18 protein-coding genes and 1 pseudogene are annotated in these 20,342 nt (G+C 40.0%); 5 read left to right on the top strand and 14 right to left on the bottom strand.

What is annotated here, in order from left to right; all coding sequences use genetic code 11:
- Nucleotide 1 precedes the first annotated feature (1 nt).
- Both FBB35_RS18040 and FBB35_RS18035 read right to left on the bottom strand, forming a co-directional pair.
- A complete protein-coding gene (locus FBB35_RS18040; RefSeq protein ID WP_174710804.1) occupies nt 2–283 on the bottom strand; it encodes a hypothetical protein in 282 nt (93 codons plus the stop codon).
- Between the two features lie 39 nt (nt 284–322).
- Nucleotides 323–745, bottom strand: coding sequence for a hypothetical protein (locus tag FBB35_RS18035; protein ID WP_174710803.1), 423 nt, complete (start codon nt 743–745; stop codon nt 323–325).
- A 959-nt stretch (nt 746–1,704) separates the two neighbouring features.
- On the opposite strand from FBB35_RS18035, the gene cysK reads away from it, so the two are divergent.
- A complete protein-coding gene (gene cysK, locus FBB35_RS18030) occupies nt 1,705–2,664 on the top strand; it encodes a cysteine synthase A (RefSeq protein ID WP_174710802.1) in 960 nt (319 codons plus the stop codon).
- Between the two features lie 56 nt (nt 2,665–2,720).
- Here the strand turns inward: cysK and FBB35_RS18025 are convergent, their stop codons facing one another.
- From FBB35_RS18025 to fdxB, 7 genes are all read right to left on the bottom strand, one after another.
- Nucleotides 2,721–3,191 (bottom strand): ArsC/Spx/MgsR family protein, encoded by a 471-nt coding sequence (locus FBB35_RS18025; RefSeq protein WP_174710801.1) that lies wholly within the window; start codon nt 3,189–3,191, stop codon nt 2,721–2,723.
- A 56-nt stretch (nt 3,192–3,247) separates the two neighbouring features.
- Nucleotides 3,248–3,859, bottom strand: coding sequence for a cupin (locus FBB35_RS18020; RefSeq protein ID WP_174710800.1), 612 nt, complete (start codon nt 3,857–3,859; stop codon nt 3,248–3,250).
- 289 nt (nt 3,860–4,148) lie between these two features.
- Nucleotides 4,149–4,634 carry a hypothetical protein gene (locus tag FBB35_RS18015; RefSeq protein WP_174710799.1) on the bottom strand — a complete coding sequence of 162 codons (486 nt, stop codon included), beginning with the start codon at nt 4,632–4,634 and terminating at the stop codon, nt 4,149–4,151.
- A 107-nt stretch (nt 4,635–4,741) separates the two neighbouring features.
- The gene (locus FBB35_RS18010; RefSeq protein ID WP_174710798.1) at nt 4,742–5,341 is read right to left on the bottom strand and encodes a heme-copper oxidase subunit III; all 600 of its coding nucleotides are present in this window, start codon (nt 5,339–5,341) and stop codon (nt 4,742–4,744) included.
- 427 nt (nt 5,342–5,768) lie between these two features.
- Nucleotides 5,769–7,457: a cytochrome c oxidase subunit I gene (ctaD, locus tag FBB35_RS18005; protein ID WP_174710797.1), complete on the bottom strand. Its 1,689-nt coding sequence runs from the start codon at nt 7,455–7,457 to the stop codon at nt 5,769–5,771.
- Nucleotides 7,458–7,584: 127 nt separating this feature from the next.
- Nucleotides 7,585–8,574 carry a cytochrome c oxidase subunit II gene (locus FBB35_RS18000; RefSeq protein ID WP_174710796.1) on the bottom strand — a complete coding sequence of 330 codons (990 nt, stop codon included), beginning with the start codon at nt 8,572–8,574 and terminating at the stop codon, nt 7,585–7,587.
- Nucleotides 8,575–9,103: 529 nt separating this feature from the next.
- Nucleotides 9,104–9,397 carry a ferredoxin III, nif-specific gene (fdxB, locus tag FBB35_RS17995; RefSeq protein ID WP_174710795.1) on the bottom strand — a complete coding sequence of 98 codons (294 nt, stop codon included), beginning with the start codon at nt 9,395–9,397 and terminating at the stop codon, nt 9,104–9,106.
- Between the two features lie 1,035 nt (nt 9,398–10,432).
- On the opposite strand from fdxB, the gene FBB35_RS17990 reads away from it, so the two are divergent.
- Nucleotides 10,433–12,028: a helix-turn-helix domain-containing protein gene (locus FBB35_RS17990; protein ID WP_174710794.1), complete on the top strand. Its 1,596-nt coding sequence runs from the start codon at nt 10,433–10,435 to the stop codon at nt 12,026–12,028.
- A gap of 137 nt (nt 12,029–12,165) precedes the next feature.
- On the opposite strand, the gene FBB35_RS17985 is transcribed toward FBB35_RS17990, so the two are convergent.
- The gene (locus FBB35_RS17985; protein ID WP_174710793.1) at nt 12,166–13,143 is read right to left on the bottom strand and encodes a sucrase ferredoxin; all 978 of its coding nucleotides are present in this window, start codon (nt 13,141–13,143) and stop codon (nt 12,166–12,168) included.
- Nucleotides 13,144–14,208: 1,065 nt separating this feature from the next.
- On the opposite strand from FBB35_RS17985, the gene FBB35_RS17980 reads away from it, so the two are divergent.
- Genes FBB35_RS17980 through FBB35_RS17970 form a run of 3 tightly spaced genes read left to right on the top strand, consistent with a single transcriptional unit; the run spans nt 14,209 to nt 16,629 of the window.
- On the top strand, nt 14,209–14,961 hold the full coding sequence (locus FBB35_RS17980; RefSeq protein ID WP_174710792.1) for a Mut7-C RNAse domain-containing protein: 753 nt from the start codon (nt 14,209–14,211) through the stop codon (nt 14,959–14,961).
- Complete coding sequence (locus FBB35_RS17975) at nt 14,962–15,963, top strand: ROK family protein (RefSeq protein ID WP_174710791.1); 1,002 nt, start codon at nt 14,962–14,964, stop codon at nt 15,961–15,963.
- Nucleotides 15,964–16,629 carry an HAD family hydrolase gene (locus tag FBB35_RS17970; RefSeq protein ID WP_217481655.1) on the top strand — a complete coding sequence of 222 codons (666 nt, stop codon included), beginning with the start codon at nt 15,964–15,966 and terminating at the stop codon, nt 16,627–16,629.
- A 17-nt stretch (nt 16,630–16,646) separates the two neighbouring features.
- Here the strand turns inward: FBB35_RS17970 and proB are convergent, their stop codons facing one another.
- From proB to FBB35_RS17950, 4 genes and pseudogenes are all read right to left on the bottom strand, one after another.
- Nucleotides 16,647–17,750: a glutamate 5-kinase gene (gene proB / locus FBB35_RS17965; protein WP_174710790.1), complete on the bottom strand. Its 1,104-nt coding sequence runs from the start codon at nt 17,748–17,750 to the stop codon at nt 16,647–16,649.
- Between the two features lie 266 nt (nt 17,751–18,016).
- Complete coding sequence (locus FBB35_RS17960; RefSeq protein ID WP_174710789.1) at nt 18,017–18,556, bottom strand: YqeG family HAD IIIA-type phosphatase; 540 nt, start codon at nt 18,554–18,556, stop codon at nt 18,017–18,019.
- Between the two features lie 265 nt (nt 18,557–18,821).
- Nucleotides 18,822–19,473, bottom strand: a pseudogene (locus FBB35_RS17955) (hypothetical protein).
- Between the two features lie 205 nt (nt 19,474–19,678).
- Nucleotides 19,679–20,251, bottom strand: a complete 573-nt coding sequence (locus FBB35_RS17950; RefSeq protein WP_174710788.1) for a DUF3727 domain-containing protein — start codon at nt 20,249–20,251, stop codon at nt 19,679–19,681.
- Between the last annotated feature and the right edge of the window lie 91 nt (nt 20,252–20,342).

Raw genomic sequence — 20,342 nt, 5'->3', positions numbered from 1 at the left:
TTTACTCCTTATTTGCGACTTCAGTATTTTCAACTTCGGTATTCGGAACTTCCGGATATAAACCCAGTTCTTTAGCTAGCTCACGCGCCACAAAAAATAAAAATTTGGCACCATCTTGATTGCCTTCATGGGCAAACATAGTTGCTACTTGTAACATTGTTTCTACAAAACCAGAATCAATCAACTCTGGCTTAGATTCTAAAACTTCTGGTTCCTGACCATTAGGACATTTGAGCAATTCATCAATCAGGTTAAAATATAATTGCTGGCGTTGTTCTGACATGATTTTTTTGTTGATTTTAGTGAGTTAATTGAGAATTGGTCACTGTTCTATACTTTGGTGCCACAGTCTTTCCAACATTTCAACTTGTTCTTTTAAAACAGCCGCACGATGTACAAGATATCTGTCATAAAAGAGAATGCCTAACCCAACACAAATAGGGGTTAACAAGAAGAACCATTGCAAAATAGTGGCAAATTTATATTTTTCAGCAACAGTCAGCATTTGATGAATCACATTACGATCAGAGGATTGGATGCTAGTCTGAGGGGAATGTGTAATCTCTGTCTGGGGAGCCAAAGCGGGAGCATTTTTAGTAGTCTTGTTAACTTCGTAGGCTAAGTTTTGGGATTTTACGAAGTCCAGATGTCGCTCCCAAATTATGCCAAATACTACTAACCCTGGAGAAAGCATTGTTAAGGTAACTACACAAACTGTAAGGACATTTAAAACTTTTGCTTTCATCTTGGCTCTCCCTTGCTAGGTAGTCTGCACCCAGTAAGAAAATATCCTTTGCTGTTTATCTCAAACAGTTTTGATATTAAAATATGTGTAATTGGTAATTTTCACAATCATAAGTTGTCAATTGTTTTTATAATTACTACTGACTACTTACCAATGAAAAGTTACCAAACTTTTTGCAAAACGTAGGATTATTCAATCAGAAAAAACGCATTTAGATTTTATAATCTCGTTTCATCTTACTCTTAAAAAGGAGATTAAGAAGTCCCCCCTAGTTCACTCAGCTTTCGCTCAGGAATGTTGGGGGGTAGAGGGGAATCTCTGCGTAAATCCTATACGATTTATATCAGCCGCTCTCCACAAAACAGTTTACCCCAGCCCCGTTAAGATTATTAAATTTATTAGAATAGTACTCAAAGCCTGTAATCTTCATCTGATAAGCATTATAAAAATTTATTGGGGTATGGGTGCTAGTGTTTTTGAGACGGGGTTCTAGTGTTTTTTAAGTGGGGTTCTGGTGTTTTTGTACTCAACCTAAAAGCAATGTAGGCAATACTTTAGAACTGTTTTGGATGTTAGTTTTGCTAAACAAAACCTGCACTCAAAAGAAAATATCAATCTCTCTTGATAAAGATAAACTAATAAATTAATAAAAGCAATTAAATATTTTGAAAGTGAATTATGTTTCCATAACAAATGAAAATAAGGATAAAAATTATTCATATATACAGAATTATAAAAATTTATCTTAGCCTAAGAGATAACAGTCAGCAATTCCAAATGGTAAAATATAAAAATAAGAGCCTCTGATAAAAGTTCTTCTTAAGCTTTCATATTTTGTGGTTTAGTTAGAATACATAGTATATGCACTCATTGACATTAAACTGCAAATTAAATACACACAAGCTTATTGTTACAAGTAAATACTTTGTACTAAGATTTAGAATTCTAGGAGTTAAATAATGCGGATTGCTCAAGACATTACAGAATTAATCGGACGAACTCCTTTAGTTCAACTAAACAAGATTCCTCAAGCTGAGGGAGTAGTAGCAAGGATAGTTGTCAAATTAGAAGGGATGAACCCAGCAGCTTCGGTGAAAGACCGCATTGGGTTAAGTATGGTACTTTCAGCAGAAGCGGCTGGCTCAATTACCCCAGGAAAGACTATTTTAGTTGAGCCTACTTCCGGTAACACAGGAATTGCTCTAGCAATGGTAGCAGCAGCGCGTGGCTACCGTTTGATTTTGACAATGCCAGAGACAATGAGCCAAGAACGACGCGCTATGCTGAGAGCTTATGGCGCGTCTTTAGAGTTGACACCAGGCGCTGAAGGAATGCGGGGAGCTATTCGCAAAGCCGAAGAGATTGTGGCTAATACTCCTAATGCTTTTATGTTGCAACAGTTTCGCAACCCAGCCAATCCTAAAGTTCACCAGGAAACTACCGCCGAAGAAATTTGGACAGATACAGACGGAGAAGTGGATATCGTTATTGCTGGGGTAGGTACTGGTGGGACGATTACCGGGATTGCAGAGGTAATTAAAGGTCGTAAGAAGACTTTTAAAGCGATCGCAGTTGAACCCAGCAACAGCCCAGTTCTCTCCGGTGGTGAAGCCGGGCCACACAAAATTCAAGGCATTGGGGCCGGATTTATCCCCGATGTTCTCCGCCTAGAATTGGTTGATGAAGTAATTAGGGTCAGTGATGAACAAGCGATCGCTTATGGGCGACGTTTGGCAAAAGAAGAAGGCTTATTATCTGGGATATCCTCTGGTGCAGCTTTGTGTGCTGCTATTCAAGTAGGTAAACGTCCAGAAAACGCCGGACGTTTAATTGTGATGATTCAGCCTTCCTTCGGCGAACGTTACCTCAGCACACCTATGTTTCAGGATTTGTCTTTAGAAACTGCTGGCGTTCGTTAAAGAGAGTGGGGATATAACCCTTGTAGAGACGTAGCAATGCTACGTCTCTCTTATGTCTAATGTTTACAGCCGCCTTCCTTATGGTGTTGATGGCTATGATCTTTACCGTGGGAACAGTTTTGCAAGTCTTGCTTCAGAAGCTTGTCGCTGACTTCTTGCAAGGATTCGTCTACAGCTTGTAAGCCAATCCAAGTATCAATCTTTTGGACATCAAATCCTACTTCGCGGCGATCGCCTACTTCTAACAAAGGACGGCGAATTAACAGTGGTTCTTTCAGCATCAGCGCCAAAGCGGTTTGTTCATCCACTTTTTCAGGAACCACCTCACCAGATTTTATCTTGGGAGCGGAAGGATTGAACCATTCGACTACGGGGCGATCGCCAAAAAATGAGCGCAACCGTTCAGCTGTCCAAGGTTCTTTTAGCAGGTTTTGTGGTATCACCTCATGACCAGCAGCTGTTAGCAAAACTTTTTGCTTAACACCACCTTTACAGCCTGGTTTGCTATAGAAAATTACCTTTGCCATTCAACTATCTCCTAATTACTCTTTTGCGCTAAAGCGCCAACTATGAACCGATGAAATTAAAAATTCCTCGCTTTATGGCTAACTAAGTCAAACTCAAATCTCTCATTTGGATCGGTTTCGCCATAAATATTAAAAGTCACAGTTGGTTCATCACCCACTGCTTCTACACTGTGAATTGCATCGGGAGTAAAGCTAATAATGTCTCCTGGGAAAAGAGTTACTTCTCCCGTTGCTTCAATCTTGTCCTGAAATTCTGGGCTATTGGTGCGTCGCCAAAAAGTATTTTTTTCCTGGCCTTTTAGCACCGCTACTATTCCCCATGTTCCATGATTATGAATGTTTGAACGGGTTCCCGGTGCAAATGTTACTGTTTGCACTGTTAACGGAAAACCCAATTCATCATATAGGAGTAAAACAGAGCTTCCCGTTTTGGGTGAAGGTTCTAAATGTTGACTTTGCACCCAATAGGAATTTACCATCAAGCGCCTTACGAGCATCCGAATTTCTGGCAGACAATTGGTTTCATTGTCGCTGCTATTGAGAACATCTTCCACCTCAGTTAAAAACCGATAAAGGCGGTAATTTTCTCTCAATAAATCCCATGCTCTTACAGATTTACAGGCTTGATGCTGACCGTCCCCTGTTAGCAGCCAATCCCTACCTTTCATAACTTTTAAATTGATAGTGGAGAAGATTGGATCACAATGATCGGTGAGACATTAGGAATGTTACCTACAGGAAGTTTAGTAGGTATGTTAATAGGAGGAATGATAGAGTTACTATCAGTACTTGCTCCTAATAAAGAATAGGATTTAGTAGATAACCAATTGTTCATGATTTTCACCTTGACTGAATAAAAGAGAAATAGGGACTAGGGAATAGGGGCTGGGGACTAGGAAATAAATATTTAAGAATACTTTTTCAGTACCCAGTACTCAATCTCCACACATTGACTAATTAATCGTCTTCTTCTGCTGGATGTGTCAAAATATCCAGCAGAATACCAGAACCAAAATCATTTTTTTCATCTATCTGTTTGACTCTGGTGCTGATTTTTTTGGCTTGCTCAATTTCTCCTAACTTTGCTAGCACTAATCCAGAAGCAGCATAAGCATTTAAGTACAATCGAATTTGTGGGTCTTCTTTGCGATTGACTAATATAGGCTGAAGTTGCTCCCAATTATCAGGAAATTTTTCTAGTTCTTTAATTTTATCTAATAATTTGATTGTTGTTTGTAGTGCAAGAGAATAATTATTTTTATAATAGAAAAATCTATATGCTGCTACTAATACATCTGTATTTTCACCAGTTTGCTCTAAAGCTTGTTGAATATATTTTTCGGATTCTGATGTGTTCTCCCAGTTTTGTGCAGCTAAAATTAATAGGTTTTTGATATCATCTGGAACCAGAAACCATGAGAATTTGTTTGTATTAGCTTGCATATTAGGGAATGGGGAATAGGGAATTAGGGATTGTGGATTGGGGATTGGGCAATAACTCAACATAATTACGAATTACGAATTACGAATTGTTAATACCCATACCCAAATTAAAACAAAGTCAGAACGTACACTAAGGTGAATAAGACAATCCAGATAATGTCTACGAAGTGCCAGTAAATCTCTGTCATTTCGATGAAAGTATGATTGGTTGCAGAATATTCACCAGGGAGACGCGATCGCCACAATGCACGTAATATCAATAACAGTCCCACAAAAACGTGCAAACCGTGGAACCCAGTCATGATATAAAAGCAGTTGGCAAAGACGTTGGTAGTCAGTCCGTATCCTAATGTTGAATACTCATAAACCTGACCACCCAAGAAAATTGCACCCATGATTGCAGTAATGGCATACCACAGTTGCATTCCCTTGACGTTATTCTTTTTAATCGCCGTATCACCGAAGTGAATCACGAAACTACTAGACACCAGAATAATGGTGTTAATTGTCGGCACAAGTAGTTCTACCTCACTCCCTTCTGGTGGCCAAACTGCTGTAATACCTCTAAAAAACAAGAAAGTGGCAAAAAATCCCCCAAACATCAAGGATTCAGAGGCGAGGAATGTCAACAATCCCCAAACTCTTAAATCTGGATGTTCTTCGTGTTCTGCACTGTGTTCTTCGCTTGTGGTTGTAGCTATAGTCATAGATTTATTGACAATACGATCTACTCTGTCTGTTGTGGAGGCTTGAATAAAGAATGAAATCTGAACCAGCAAAATTTCCATTCTTTATCCAAAATCCTTGTTTAGCCAAACTCTTGACTTGTTCAGGAATTTTCAAAATTCCGAGTTTTGTTTATTGAATTCGGGCTTTTGTTTTCTGAATTCGGGTGTTCGTTTATTGAATTCGGGTGTTCGTTTATTGAATTCAGGCATCCGTTTATTGAATTCGGGTGTTCGTTTATTGAATTCAGGCATCCGTTTATTGAATTCAAGCGTCCGTTTATTGAATTCGGGCGTTCGTGTTCCAAGCTTGAAGTTTCGGGTTCCAAGCTTGGAGTTTCGAGTTTTCAAATCTAATGACTAGAAGTTTTAGTGATTTTGGGTGCGATCGCAATACTGAATATACCAACTAAGCACTAGCTTCCGGTGTTGCTGATGGCTGTACTTCATTACTATGATCGTGACCGTAGTCATAAGGGCCATGAGTCACAACCGGCAATACTTCCCAGTTTTCAATTGCAGGTGGTGAGCTAGTTGTCCATTCTAAAGTCAAAGCTTGCCAAGGATTATCACCAGCCAAAGGCCCTTTCAACCAACTGTAAATCATGTTGATGGCGAAAGGAATTACCGATATCCCCAAAACAATTGAACCGAAGGTACAAATTTGATTGAGGTCGATAAATTGGGGGTCATACATTGCCACTCGTCGGGGCATTCCTTTCAAACCCAACTCGTGCATGGGTAAAAAGGTGAGATTCGTGCCGATGAAGGTGAGAGCAAAGTGAATCCGTCCTAAGCTTTCATTCAGCATTCGTCCGGTCATTTTGGGGAACCAGTGATAAATGCCGGCATAAATGCCAAACACGGAACCGCCAAACAGAACGTAATGGAAGTGTCCGACAACATAATATGTGTCGTGGACGTGAACATCAAAAGGTGCTGTTCCCATCGTCACACCACTTAAGCCACCCATGACAAACATAGACAACAAGCCAATGGCGAAAAGCATCGCACCTGTGAAGCGGATTTTACCACCCCAAAGGGTAGCAACCCAGGCAAAAATCTTCACGCCAGTGGGAACTGCAACGATGAGAGTGGAGATGGTGAAGAACATCCGCATCCAGCCGGGTGTACCACTGGTAAACATGTGGTGTACCCAAACGAACAAACCCACAACGCAGATGGCTACACTAGAGTAAGCGATCGCTTTATAACCAAAGATTGGCTTGCGGGAGTGAACTGGAATTACCTCCGACATGATGCCGAAGATAGGCAGAATCATTAAATATACTGCCGGATGCGAATAAAACCAGAATAAGTGTTGATAAATTACAACGTTACCGCCTGCATCTGGTTTAAAGAAGGATGTACCAAAGTTGAGGTCGAACAACAGCAAAACTAAACCGGCTGCTAATACAGGTGTGGAGAGAAGTGCTAGCAGTGAGGTTGCCAAGATTGCCCAGCAGAATAGGGGCACTTGATCCCATTTCATGCTCGGAACCTTCATCATCAAAATGGTGATTACGAAGTTCAGCGAACCCAAAATTGAGGAAGTTCCCACCAAAACGATCGCAAGTATCCACATAGTTTGAGCGATTGGCGCTGTCACCAAACTCAAAGGTGGGTAAGCTGTCCAACCAGATTGCGAACCGCCAAAAATGAAACTACCTAATATGAGCGCACCAGCTGGTGGGTTTAACCAAAAGGCGATCGCGTTTAGCTTCGGAAACGCCATATCCCTAGCACCAACCATCAAGGGCACTAAATAGTTACCAAATCCGCCAATAGCGCTAGGGACAATCCACAGGAAGATCATAATCGTCCCGTGATTGGTCATGAAAGCGTTATACAGATTGGGGTCGAGTACGTCTGCATCTGGTGTTGCTAATTCGACCCGCAGAGCGATCGCCATCAGTCCGCCAATGAGATAGAAGACAAACGCCGTCACCAGGTATTGAATACCAATAACCTTGTGGTCAACATTAAAAGTAAAATAATCTTGCCATTTCCACGCCTTCGGATGGGAAGCGTGGCCAGCCACCATTTCCGGTTTCTTTCCTTCTGGTGGAGTATTCCGTGGAAATTCTACCTGCGTCATATTTTTGTCCTTTGTCGTTTGTCATTTGTCATTTGTCCTTTGTCTTTTTGTCTTTTGTCATTTGTCCGTTGTCATTTGTCAGTTACCAATAACTAATGACCAATGACAAATGACCAATGACCAATGACTAATGACTCATAACTACTGACTCTAGAGTTGCTGCATTAATGCCCATATCATGGGTGTGGGGTGCGAGAAACTCTGATGTTGATAAGTCGGCTGGATTAACTGCAACAACTTGATTGAGGTTTTGCTGTTGAGCAATCTGGTTCTCTGTTTGCCAGCTTTTATATTCTTCCGGTGTGTGGACAATTACCTGTGTCCGCATCGAACCGTGATAACCACCGCACAACTCAGCACAAACTACGGGATATGTACCTGGTTTGGTGGCAACAAATCGTAGTTCGGTGGGGATACCGGGAAGTGCATCTTGCTTCAAGCGGAAGTTTGGAACCCAAAATGAATGAATTACATCTTGTGCTGAAAGGTTGAGTTGCACATCAGCACCGACGGGTATGTGCAATTCCCCAGAGGTAATGCCACTATCGGGGTAATTAAATAACCAGGCGTACTGTATGCCTTTGACATCAACAACTAAATCGGCTGGTTTGTTTAGGGTTTGAGGAGACGCGCCAATACCGATTGTTGGGGCAATTGATGGTGCAGTTGTTGCTTCAGAGGTATCGCTAAGTGTAGCTGCAAGAGCAGTTCCCGACTTATGAGCAACATGAGCCGCTGAATGAGGATGACCAGCAGGCTCAAAACCGCCCATTCGGTTAAAAACATCTACACTGTAGATGCCCAAACAGAGGACAATCACTGTTGGAATTGCTGTCCAAAAGATTTCTAAGGGAACGTTACCTTCCACTCGCACGCCATCGGTATCGTCACCCTTGCGGCGACGAAACTGAATCAAAAAAAGTACAATGGTTCCTTCTACCACCAAGAAGAGTGCGATCGCAATGGTAAACATGACGTTGAAAAAACCGTCTACCAAAGGCGCTTGTAGCGATGCCTGCACCGGCATGAGAGTGTGGTTTTGACCGATCCAAATACTGATTGCTGTAACTACTATCCCAGCAACCAGAGTCCATAGTGAAACAGGAACTTGTTGCATACATGCTACCTGTGTAAACAGTCTTTTATAGGTACTGGGTATTGGGTACTGGGGATTGGTGATTAGGTATTAGGTATTAGGTATTAGCTATTAGAAAAACTATTCTTTGTCTTCCTAGTCCTTATTCCCTAGTCCCCAGTCCCCATTCCCTTTTCCCTTTTCACTTATTAACTTTCTAACGTGCAGCCATTAAAAATGGGGGAAACTTCCAGATTTTTTCCATATCTTTCCCCCAAAAAAATACAAATTATATTTCAACTCCTATGAAAAAGTTAGCCCCCTGCTTTCAAAAAAGCTCGTTGTTCCAAGAGGGCACTGTTGACCTAATATTGATTAGGCTATATTAGCAGCAAGTTTAAATTTGTTAATAGCTGACATTTTGCGATTTACGGATTTGTTTACTATGAACTATTTATTAGTTACAGTCAATACTTAGTATTCCCCTCAAGTTACCTTGCCTAGCGCATTTGCGCTTTTTACAAACAGTGCCTCCTTGAGTTAACAACAATTTGGACTAACTCTAAAAACTCTAATTATTTACTGCAACATGGGTGTAGCAATTTTTCGGACAAATCCGCGAACACGCTTCACAACCAATACAGTTTTCTGGAGAGGTAACTGCCATTACTTTCCGTTCAATTTCGTCATCATCTTCGTCATCTACAAATTCGCCTTCTTCATTGAGTGCCTTCAAACCTAGCACATTGTACCCGCAGACTTTAACACATCTGCCACAGCCGATACATTTATCCTTGTCAATTTCTTGAGCGAATTTTGGTGTCCAAGCTTTACCGCCAAATGTCAAACCTGTTAGTTGTGCCATTAATAATCCCTTGGCAATTTTGCCTATCAATCTGTTTGTGCATTAATCATCATATTATCCTAATCTTTTATTATTTTGTATTCAAAACTCACTTTCACTTTATAAAAAATCGATGATTTTGAACACAATGACAAATCATTTTTTAAATCAAAAATAAATGCAAATTATTGCCAATAATAATTACTAATGCTTAAATTTTCCTCGTTCCCATGCGGAGCATAGGAACGCATTCATTGAGTCTATGACTCGATATCTGACTGGAGGCAGCAGCCGCTAATCAGCTATTCCCATACAGCATAAATTACAGGTTTTAAACCTACCCTCGTTGGTAAAGCCTCATGTAAACGCAAGTATATCGATAAAAGTGATGATATTATTTTTCAAATACTTTTAGCTCTAGACAAAGAAATGTAGATAAACAGTATACATATATACCAAAATAAATGTTCATTAATTACATTTTGATATATGCAATATGTATTTTGCAAAGCAACAATTTGCAATCTAATCTGATTCAACTATTTATATAAATGATGACAAAATAAATATTCGTTTTACATTTAAATCAATATAATGAATTTATGAAGGAAACATAATCAATTTATAAAGCAACTGTGATTTTTATAGCAGAATCCGAACCTACCTTAAATATTAAAATTATTAATAAATCAGATTAATTCCAATCCTATCAGGGTTCAATATGTTCTCAAAACACTTTATGGTTAAAGTTCAAATGTTCATTAAATACCTAATTAAATGAATATTAAGATATTTTTCTAAGCTCGGTACAAACAAATTAATGACTTTTTTCATGAAATGTATAGTTAATAAATAAGTTTTGTCCGGCTCGGTTTAAAAGCCTTAAATAGCTTCCGATTGGATGCAAAGTCAAAATATGGATGTGGGGAGTGAATATGGTGAGAATAATTTTTTCTCGCCAGAAAGATTATGTGGTAGTGAGTCATGAATAGACAGGACTCATCCAGGGGAGACCTGAGACAGACATCTCAACGATTAGAGTGGGAAAAGAGCCAAATGCCTTATACAATTCCTAACAACAGTTGCGTTGGATGTGACAACTGCCGCCCCCAATGTCCTACGGGTGCAATCAGAATAGAGAACAATGAATATTGGGTTGATCCTGGTCTTTGTAATAATTGTGAGGGCTATTATTCAGAACCGCAATGTGTAATAGCTTGTCCAACTAATTCTCCGATTCTTTGGCAGGCGAAAAAGGGGAGATGCAAAGTTGAACCGAGAGATTCTACCAGTTTAGACTTGTTTTCTAACGGCAAGAATAATCCATTTGCTTCTGCGATCGCAATTTGGGAAGCGTGTAATGTACTAGGGCAACGCACATCGCTACATTGGGAAACTGATGAAGACGGGTATCTATGTTACAGCCGACAAGTCAATCAAGGTAAGGGTGCGATCGCTTTTCATATCCAAGATCCATTTAAAGTTAACGACAAAGCCACAGATATAGCAGCAATTGAGGCGCTTGACATCAGAGCCGCTTGCATACATCTAATTTTTGCAAGTTATGCTACAGCTTTAGAGCAACCTTGGGAACAAGCATTTGTGATCGATGAGCGTCAAATCGAGAAATATTTGGGGATGGAGAAACGCAAAGATTTAAGCAAAGCTGCCAAGCTAGCTTTAATGAAAAATCTTGTCCAGCAAGCTTGCTCCCTGATTATCTCCATTGATTGGCCCCAACAAGGTCGAATTAACGGATTCTCTGTTACAAACAGCCGCTTATGGCACTTAGTAGATATTCAGCACCACTTTCAAGAAGACAATCTTGGATGCAAATATCTGATTGGGCTAACTTTTAAAGTCAAAGCAGGCGCATGGGCGCAATATTTCTTAAACAAACAAGCGTGTAAAGAGCGAACTGCATTCTATCAATACGGTAGTCTTCCTAAAACACTACTAACCACAGTTATGAGCATTTGGCAGCAACATGAAGGCGCAGTCCGGTTAATGCTGTGGTTACTGTTTAAAACCAAAATGGGCAAAGAACAACGCATTACCATTCCTACCTTGCTGCGTATTGCTTACGGCGAAGAAAAAGTCGCCCTTGCATCCAGACAACGGGAAGAACGCAAACGTCTACTGCGAACCTTTGAAAGCGATTTGGAAATTCTCAATCACTATGGAATGAAGCCACTTTTTGATCCAATTACTTATCCACCAGAAATTCAACCTTTGTGGGCGAAGTTAATCGATCTTCCCGAAGATCCAGATGAAGCATTAGAATTTTGGACTAACGACGGTGGTGCTGAAACTCGCCTCACAGACACAGGCCCCCGTGGTAAGTGGAATCTGCTCATGAATGCGCGGATTTTAGCTTTTGAACTCCCACCAGAATGGGAACAGCAAATTTCAGAATCGGAAAAAAAGCAACGGCGAACTGCTAAAGCCAAAAGAAAACCCAAAGCTACAAACGATTTACTGGGCGAACAGATTTTGCAGGCGCGAAAAAATTTGAATCTCTCTCAAAGAGAATTGGCAAAACTCACAGGTAAAAGCCAAAGCTGGATTCGAGATATCGAAAATGGTCGTTTAAAAGCCAAATTAGAAGACCAAGTTCTGCTAAGGAAAGTCTTAAATATGGCTTCATCTTGATTTTGGATTTGGAATTTCAACGCAGAGGAGCGCAAAGGTACGTAGAGGTTTTATTACGAATTTGTGCAGCGTTAGCAATCCTCTGCGTTACTTTGCGCTTCCCTTTGCGTCCCTTTGCGTTTAAAATCTCTACATTTTTATGTACTATAACTCATTACCTTATTAGAAGAAACCCAGAGGCTAGCTACAGCATATTTAGTAACTGTTAACTCTTGTGTAGCATTGCATGAACTCTTCAGTTGTTGAGTCTTAGTTTCATCTTTCACAAGTTTTGCCTGGTAAGTGGAGAGAGAACCAGAAGGTTGTTCAAAACTTAGTTCAGCTAAAATAGTATTATTGTCTAAACTTTGCTCCAAAATTTTGCCTGCAACTTTGTAATTAAACCAATCCCATTCGTTACAAAGGATTAGTTCTCTTTCCAAAACCTGAAGTGCAGCAGGCAGAATTCCCCAACCTCTATAGACTTTCTGTAAGCATTTAATATCGCCTGTTCGAGTCAAAATCGATCTAAATGAATCTTGATCGAGACGGCCATAGTATCTTCCTTCTGGTAAATCTATGATTGTTGGCGCAAACCGATGTCCACCAAAGTGCGATGATTTCCAAATTCGCACATTATCCAAGCACAAATCAGCATTACTAGCTGTTACATGGAAGTAAAAAGGAGCGCCATATCTAGCACAGCATTTATCATGGCTACCGTGGGTACAAACTAAAATATCTCTAGTTGTACTAGTTTCTACCTCAGAATTAGAACTAATACCCCATATCCATTTTTGGACAACTGCTGCTACTTGCTCAATATTTCCTAGCTTAAACTCTTGCTTATGGTATCCATCACTTAGCCCCTCTTTCTTTTGATAAATCAACAGCGTAGTGTGATTTACTTTGTGTGAGATATCATTAGCAATTAAAAGAAATCTAATCGGTAGTTTAGCACGCTTCACTTCCTCTACTAAAACCCTCAAGTTCTGAGGAACCCATTTAGAATTAAAGGCTTCTGATGTCCAAGGTAAAGGACACTCAACTAAAATATAAGTTTGATAATTAGTGGCGCTACCAATAATATCTTCTCCTACTTGCTGTGACTCATCAGAACAGAAAAAAGTATTCATCTCGCTGTACTCATTAGCTTATTTTTTGGACAAAAGGTATTACAAAATACATTTGTGTTCTTAGCTACAAATCCTTGGCTAAAGGAGAGAAAAAAGAACAATATTCATTTCCCTATTAAAACTAGGTAGCCACTTTATAACATCATTATTGATCGAGGTCTTTCCGGTTAATAAATTCTCCACAATAAAGATAAATAGTGTCAAGATAGATTTTTCCGTATGAGCGACGTTAATTTTGTATCTAGTTTTATTGTTATTTGGTATTTTATAAATTTCCACTTACTGAAACTCGGCTTTTCTGAACTTACTTTATTTGGTAAAATCAAATATATTAAACCTTGTACATAGGCGCAAAGCTACTTGGAGAATTACTAAGGATTAACTTGCTGATAATATCAATGTAGCTGATATTACAATCAAAAATATTGTTAGTAGTTAGATACTTATTTAAAGTTTTGGTGAAATTATTTACATAGCTAGTTACCAATCCTGTTTTTACATATATAAATATAATTCTCTGTTTTTTCTAAAAAATATCTTTCTAAAGATAGATGTAAAACAAACCAATATAACCTAGTGGGGTTATTCCCGCTATCTACTTTTAATATATCCATCTATTTGTACATATTGATAATAATTCTCAATTAATTTGGAAAAATAAAAACACTTAAACTAGTTATAAATGCTTTAGTGCCCTGTATTTCATGCGCGACCAGTTAATGTTCAAATCTAGTGACTAATGATTAGCCGCGTCACTGATATCAACATTAACAAACATGTTATTTACCCTTTTATCTAATCTAACTTTCTAAAGCGTATGTCAGGGTTTGATTATATGCGTCTGCTTTGACTGTAACTGAACTCAATAATAAATGCAAGTATTTGAGAATCTTTCTAATTCCATTATCGTTTGTTGCCTCTAGAAGGTTGGTCAAATCAAGGTAAATGGACATTTTATGGTGGAGATGGCTCACTGAAGGAAACATTGATTCTTTCAATACAATAGATAAAGTTTCGTAATTGTGACAAATTGTTGTCAGTAGGGTAATCCGAATATCTGTAGCTATGGCGATCGCATATTTCTACTTTCATGCAGAATTGAATCATTTTTTACCACGGCATCACAAGCAGGTGAAAATCCCCCATTTTTTTGAGGAGAAAGCCTCAATCAAGGACATGATTGAGTCGTTAGGTGTCCCTCATCCAGAAGTTGATTTTATAAATGTTAATAGTCAATATGTAAATTTTTCTTACATAGTTTCGGATGGAGATACTATCAATGTTTATCCAATTTCAGCTAGGAGTGTCATTATACCAAGCATTTCTGTTTTGCCAACACCGCTCACTATTATTCGTTTTGTTGTAGATATCCATTTGGGGAAGCTTGCGACATCCCTACGACTTTTAGGTTTTGATACTTTATACCGCAATGACTACGAGGATGAGAAATTAGCCCAAATATCCTCTAGCCAAGGGCGGATTCTCTTGACTCGTGATAAGGGTCTATTGATGCGTAGTTTGGTAACGCATGGGTATTACGTTAGAAACACTAACCCTCAAGAACAAATTATAGAAGTACTACAACGCTTCGACTTGTTTAAATTAATTGCACCATTTAAACGGTGTTTGCGTTGCAATGGATTATTAGAATTTGTAGATAAGCAATCCATTATTGAACAAGTGCCAGAAAAAGTGCGATGCCAAATCGATCAATTCCAGCATTGTCAAGACTGCGATCGCATTTATTGGAAAGGTTCCCATTATGAACGATTACAACAGTTTATTGACGAAGTGTTCAACTCAAGAAAAGGTGAGTGAATGACATTAATTTTAGCTCTCGATTTTGGTGGCACTAAGCTGGCGGCTGCATTGGTAAATATCGGTTCGAGAAAGTGGTTGCGTTATGAACGTCGTCTCTCGCCAGCCAATGCAGATGCTAGCACTGACTTGGAAATTATGCGATCGCTTATTTACTCGCTGCTAGAAGACGCAAAACCTGCTGCGATCGGTGTCAGCTTTGGTGGCCCGGTAGATGCTTCCACGGGGACGGTGCGACTATCTCATCATGTGGCTGGATGGCAAAACATTCCTCTCAAAGGGTTGTTGGAGGATGAGTTTGGCGTTTCTGTGAGTGTAGACAATGATGCCAATATCGCTGCTTTGGGTGAACATCGCTTTGGTGCGGGACAGGGATACGATAGCCTGTTTTACATTACTGTCAGCACTGGTGTCGGTGGTGGTTGGATACTCAACGGGCAGTCTTGGCGGGGTGCTGGTGGGATGGCTGGCGAAATTGGACATATCGTTGTAGATCCGGCTGGTCTAGTTTGTTTGTGTGGGAAGCGGGGATGTGTGGAACGTTTAGCTTCGGGGCCTTATATGGCGCAAAATGCTAGGGAAATTTTGGAAAACGCAGACGCGCCAGCGGCTTCCCGAAGGGTACCGCAGAGGCGCGGAAAACTCAGAGATGGAGAGGTATTGAGAGGTTTGGTGGGGGGTGATTTAACGTTGCTGACGGGGCAGTTGGTAAGTGAAGCGGCGGCTGCTGGGGATGATTTGGCTAAGGAAGTTTTGAATAAAGCTGCTTGGGCGTTGGGTGTGGGTATTGGCAATGTGGCGAACTTGATGAATCCACAGCGCTTTGTGTTGGGAGGCGGTGTGACGAAGGCGGGGGAGGATTTTTGGCGGGTGGTGCGTCAGGTGGCGCGGGATACGGCTTTGCCAGAAGTTGATTTTGAAATTGTGCCTGCGGTGTTGGGTGATGATGCGCCTTTGTGGGGGGCTGTGGCGATCGCTTCTATGACAATCCCGAATTTGTAAATGAGTCAGGCGTGGAGCGTAATGCAAACAGAATTAGTTATTTTTGACTGTGATGGAGTGTTAGTAGACAGCGAAGGATTAGGTAATCGCGTTCTTGTGGAATTTGTCGCTGAGTTTGGGCTTGCAATGAAACTTGAAGAAGCTATTTTATTATTTAAGGGTTGCAAAATGGCTGATTGTGTTGCTGTCATTGAGCAAAGACTTGGGAAAAAGATGCCACAAAATTTTGTAACTCAGCTTCGTACCCGTATTGCTGAAGCATTCGAGCGTGAACTACGTCCTGTAGAAGGAATAGAAGCAGCTTTAGACAAGATTAATCTACCTATTTGCGTTGCTTCCAGTGGCCCGCCAGAAAAAATTAAGTTAGCTTTGCGTGTAACTAATCTGTTGTCTCGATTTGAAAGGTGCATCTTTAGTTCCTATGAAATTGGAAGTTGGAAGCCAGCACCTGATTTATTCTTATATGCAGCTAAAAATATGGGATTTCAAGCTCCATCTTGCACTGTTGTCGAAGATAGCGTTTTGGGTGTACGTGCAGGTGTTTCTGCTGGTATGAGAGTTTTAGGTTACACCGAGCAAAGTGAGGCTCATCTACTTGAGGCATCTGGAGCGCATAATATCTTTTACTCTATGCACCAACTGCCTTCTTTGCTATCACACTATTAGACTATCGGCGCTCCATTTTAAATCAAAACCAAATTATCCCGGTGAATAACTGTTTCTACACCGGCATAGCCTAAAATTGTAGGAATTTCTCGTGAATGACACCCACGAATCTTTTGCAGATCATTGCTGTTGTAATTCACAAGTCCTCTAGCAATTTCGTTACCATTGCTGTCACACAATTGCACCGCATCTTGTGTGTCAAACTCTCCTTCTACTAACTTAATTCCAGCAGCTAATAACGATTTTCCTGCTAGAGAAATTGCCGCGATCGCACCTTCATCTAAATACAATTTACCCGCAGGTAAAAGTCCGTAAGCGATCCAACGTTTACGCGCCGAAGTTGGTTCAGGTTGCGGTTCAAAATGCGTCCCAATCAGTTCACCTTGGATAATTTTTTCTATATTTCGGGGAAATCGCCCTTGGGTAATTACGGTACGTACTCCCGCAGCGATCGCAATTCTCGCAGCCGAAATTTTCGTCAGCATACCCCCAGTCCCCCACTGAGAACCTTGGGAACCTATTTGTAATTCTGCTAATTCTTTAATGCTACTAACTAAAGCGATCGGTCGCGCATCTGGTACGGAACGGGGATCGGCTGAGTATAGCCTATCGACATCGGTGAGCAAAAATAGCCAATCTGCTTCTACTAAGCTGGCAACTAATGCCGAAAGGGTATCATTATCACCAAATTTTAGTTCGTCTATCGCTACGGTATCATTTTCATTTACTATGGGGATCACTCCCAGTCCCAGTAATTCCTGAAAGGTGTTGTAGGCATTGAGATAGCGGCTGCGCTGTACCAAGTCACTGCGAGTTAGTAATACTTGAGCGATCGCCTGTTGCAGGGTAGTAAATAAATCATCATATATCCGAATTAACCTACCTTGTCCAACTGCTGCTACAGCCTGTTTGAGTGCGATCGCTTTAGGACGTTCAGTTAAGCCCAGCCGTGCACAACCCACGCCCACAGCACCAGAAGAAACTAAAATTACCCGATGTCCCTGGTGTCTTAAATGGCAAAGTGTCTCCGCCAAAGTAGCGATGGTAGAAAGTGCTAATTGTCCAGTTTCTGGTTGAGTAAGGCTAGAAGTACCGATTTTGACAACAATTGTTTTAGTCATTAGTTATTGGTCATTGGTCATTAGTCATTAGTCCTTTGGCTATTAGTAACTGACAAATGACAACGGACAAAGAACTAATGACTAAAGAAATTGTAAAGCGCCAATCCCTCTATAGTGAAGGTTGACGCTTTACGAAGTATATTTACTTAGTATGAGTTAGGGTCTTTTTTGGCTGACCCCATGTTATTAATACTTATGATCCCCGATTTTGAGCTTCCAGTAAGATTCCTTAAGCATTTCTTTAGATTTACTTTCCTGACGATTTTTCAAGTTTTGTGAATCTTGCTTTTCTTGGGGGTAATAGAGGCTCCTAAGATTTCAGATATCCAAACTTCAAAGTTGCGAACGGGATGAGAGCGCAGGGCTGCATCGGCATGGACAATCGGTTCAACTAAAATGGTAAACATCCCCAGGCGATTACCTGCTATGACATCGGTAAATAAGCGATCGCCTACCATTCCTACTTGATGCACTGGTAGATCCATTGTTCTGACTGCTGCCCTAATTTTGCGTCGAGAGGGCTTGGCTGCACCCAAATAGTAAGGTAAATTGAGCGATCGCGCAATTCCCCCAATTCGTGCTTCACTCAGGTTATTACTTACCAAACACAATGCAGTACAGGTGCGAATTTGCTCCACCCATTCTCGTAGTTCTGGCGAAGCCATCCCTACTGTAAAGGGTACTAAGGTTTCGTCTACATCCAACACCAGCCCTTTCAGCCCGTATTTTTGGATAATATCTGGTGTTATATTTAACACTGAACCTTCTAAAATCAAGTCAGGTTGCAAAAGGTTGTTCCAGGCCATAGTCAGCAGTCAAATTTAAATAGCTCAGACAAATGAGCATAACCCAATATAGTTTAGTTAGTCGAACTCAATCTTAGAATATCTCCCTGAACATTTTGAGATAAAATCCCTAACATAGGAATCCACTTTGATTTTTGTTCGCGCAGCGTGGCGTAGCTATACTTATCTTGTGTGGAAAGGCAAGAGGCAATAGAAAAGAAGGCTTTTTGAGTTGTACGTAGTTTTTTCACGCAATCAAATATGAGTCCTATATCTTCTTATCTATTTATTTGATGTAATAATTACTCAAATCAATAAATCTATAGTTTTCTTCTAATTTAAAAAACTCCAAATATCGCCCCTTGTTACCACGCCAGAAATTTTGTTAATTTCATTTCCTTCTTGTTGATTAAATAATTATGCTGCCAAAATTGCCGCCGCACATTGATCTAATCCACTTTTAATATTTTCATTTTTGACTTTAATAATAGCCATCACAGGCACATTAATTGTTAGTTGCTCTTTAGAACGACTGATGATAAAGTCACAATAGCTATCCAAGCCGTTTTCTGCATCTACACAGGACTGACGCAAAAAATAGCCAAAACCCTTATTTTCAGGTAGGCGCAATTCATGAATTGCCTCTACCGCGTTTAGTTTTCGATAAATCCTACTACATTAAAATTTGCGCCCGAAAATAAACTAATTTTATAATTAGCCCTACGTCTTACCTCCAACAAGATCGGAGTGATAATCATTTCTGAACGAGCTTTTTCATTATTAATTGATAAAGCTAGTTGTGTAGTTTTTTCTAAAGAATTTAGGAGTTTCTCGCTTGCCTGTAAAAGTTCTATGTCGGCACATAAATCAGTTTATTCATCAATGCGGATGCTGAATGACTTTTTAAATTTACTTAATGTAAAGTCGCTATAAGTTATTTTCAGCACCTCATGGTAACTTTTGATTTTTGATTAAAAATCCTTGCCAAAATGCTTTTTTCAGAATCTTAAATAACACAAACTACCCCAATTTTGTGTCAATGTTTCATTGCTTCCAGATTTAATGGATATGGTAAAAGGTTTAAGTAGATTTCGATTACAATAAAAATTCAAAATGAAAATGTAACATTTTGAATTTTTATTTTTATTCTACTTCATTAAAAAGATGTTCCTCTAACAGGGGTTGCACTTTGCGAAACTCCTCTGGAGAGAGTAATTCCGGTTCACCTGTTTTTGCTATCCGTGCAAAAAACAACAGGGGATCGAGGGGTGTATAAATTGCATACTCCTGATCTTCATCATAGAAGCTAGCAAGTAGCTGTAATTGCTCTGGATCTAAATCTGCCTCTTCGTCTTCAATTTCTAAGGTGAAGAGTTCTGATTCTTCAACTGGCGGTAAATCACCTGCAACTGTCAAAGCATAAGCTGTGTTCTTCAATATCAGATTCTGCTCAGATAGTACAGCTTGGGCAGTGGCAAAAATTTGCTCAATAATGTTGTCGTCTTCTACCAAAACTGCTTCTTCTTCCTCATCGTCACCTTCCCAAGAAAAAATCTCTACAGGTGAGTCTACAGGAAGAAGTAAAACGTATTCTTGTCCATCTACCTCAAGGGAATGCTCTACATAACAGTCGAGCGATCGCCCTTTTTCATCGGTTAAAGTGATGGAACCCGCATGAGCATTATCATTTTCTTCAGGAAATGGAGGAGAAAACATAGCCGAAATGTAAAAATTTAATAAATACCAGCAAGTTGAGAAATCGCTTAACTATTTAATGATATTTTCTGTCAACAAAATAGCTTTACAC

The organism is Nostoc sp. TCL240-02 (genome assembly GCF_013343235.1).
Classification (GTDB): domain Bacteria; phylum Cyanobacteriota; class Cyanobacteriia; order Cyanobacteriales; family Nostocaceae; genus Nostoc.
This window is presented reverse-complemented; position numbering and strand designations above follow the sequence as displayed.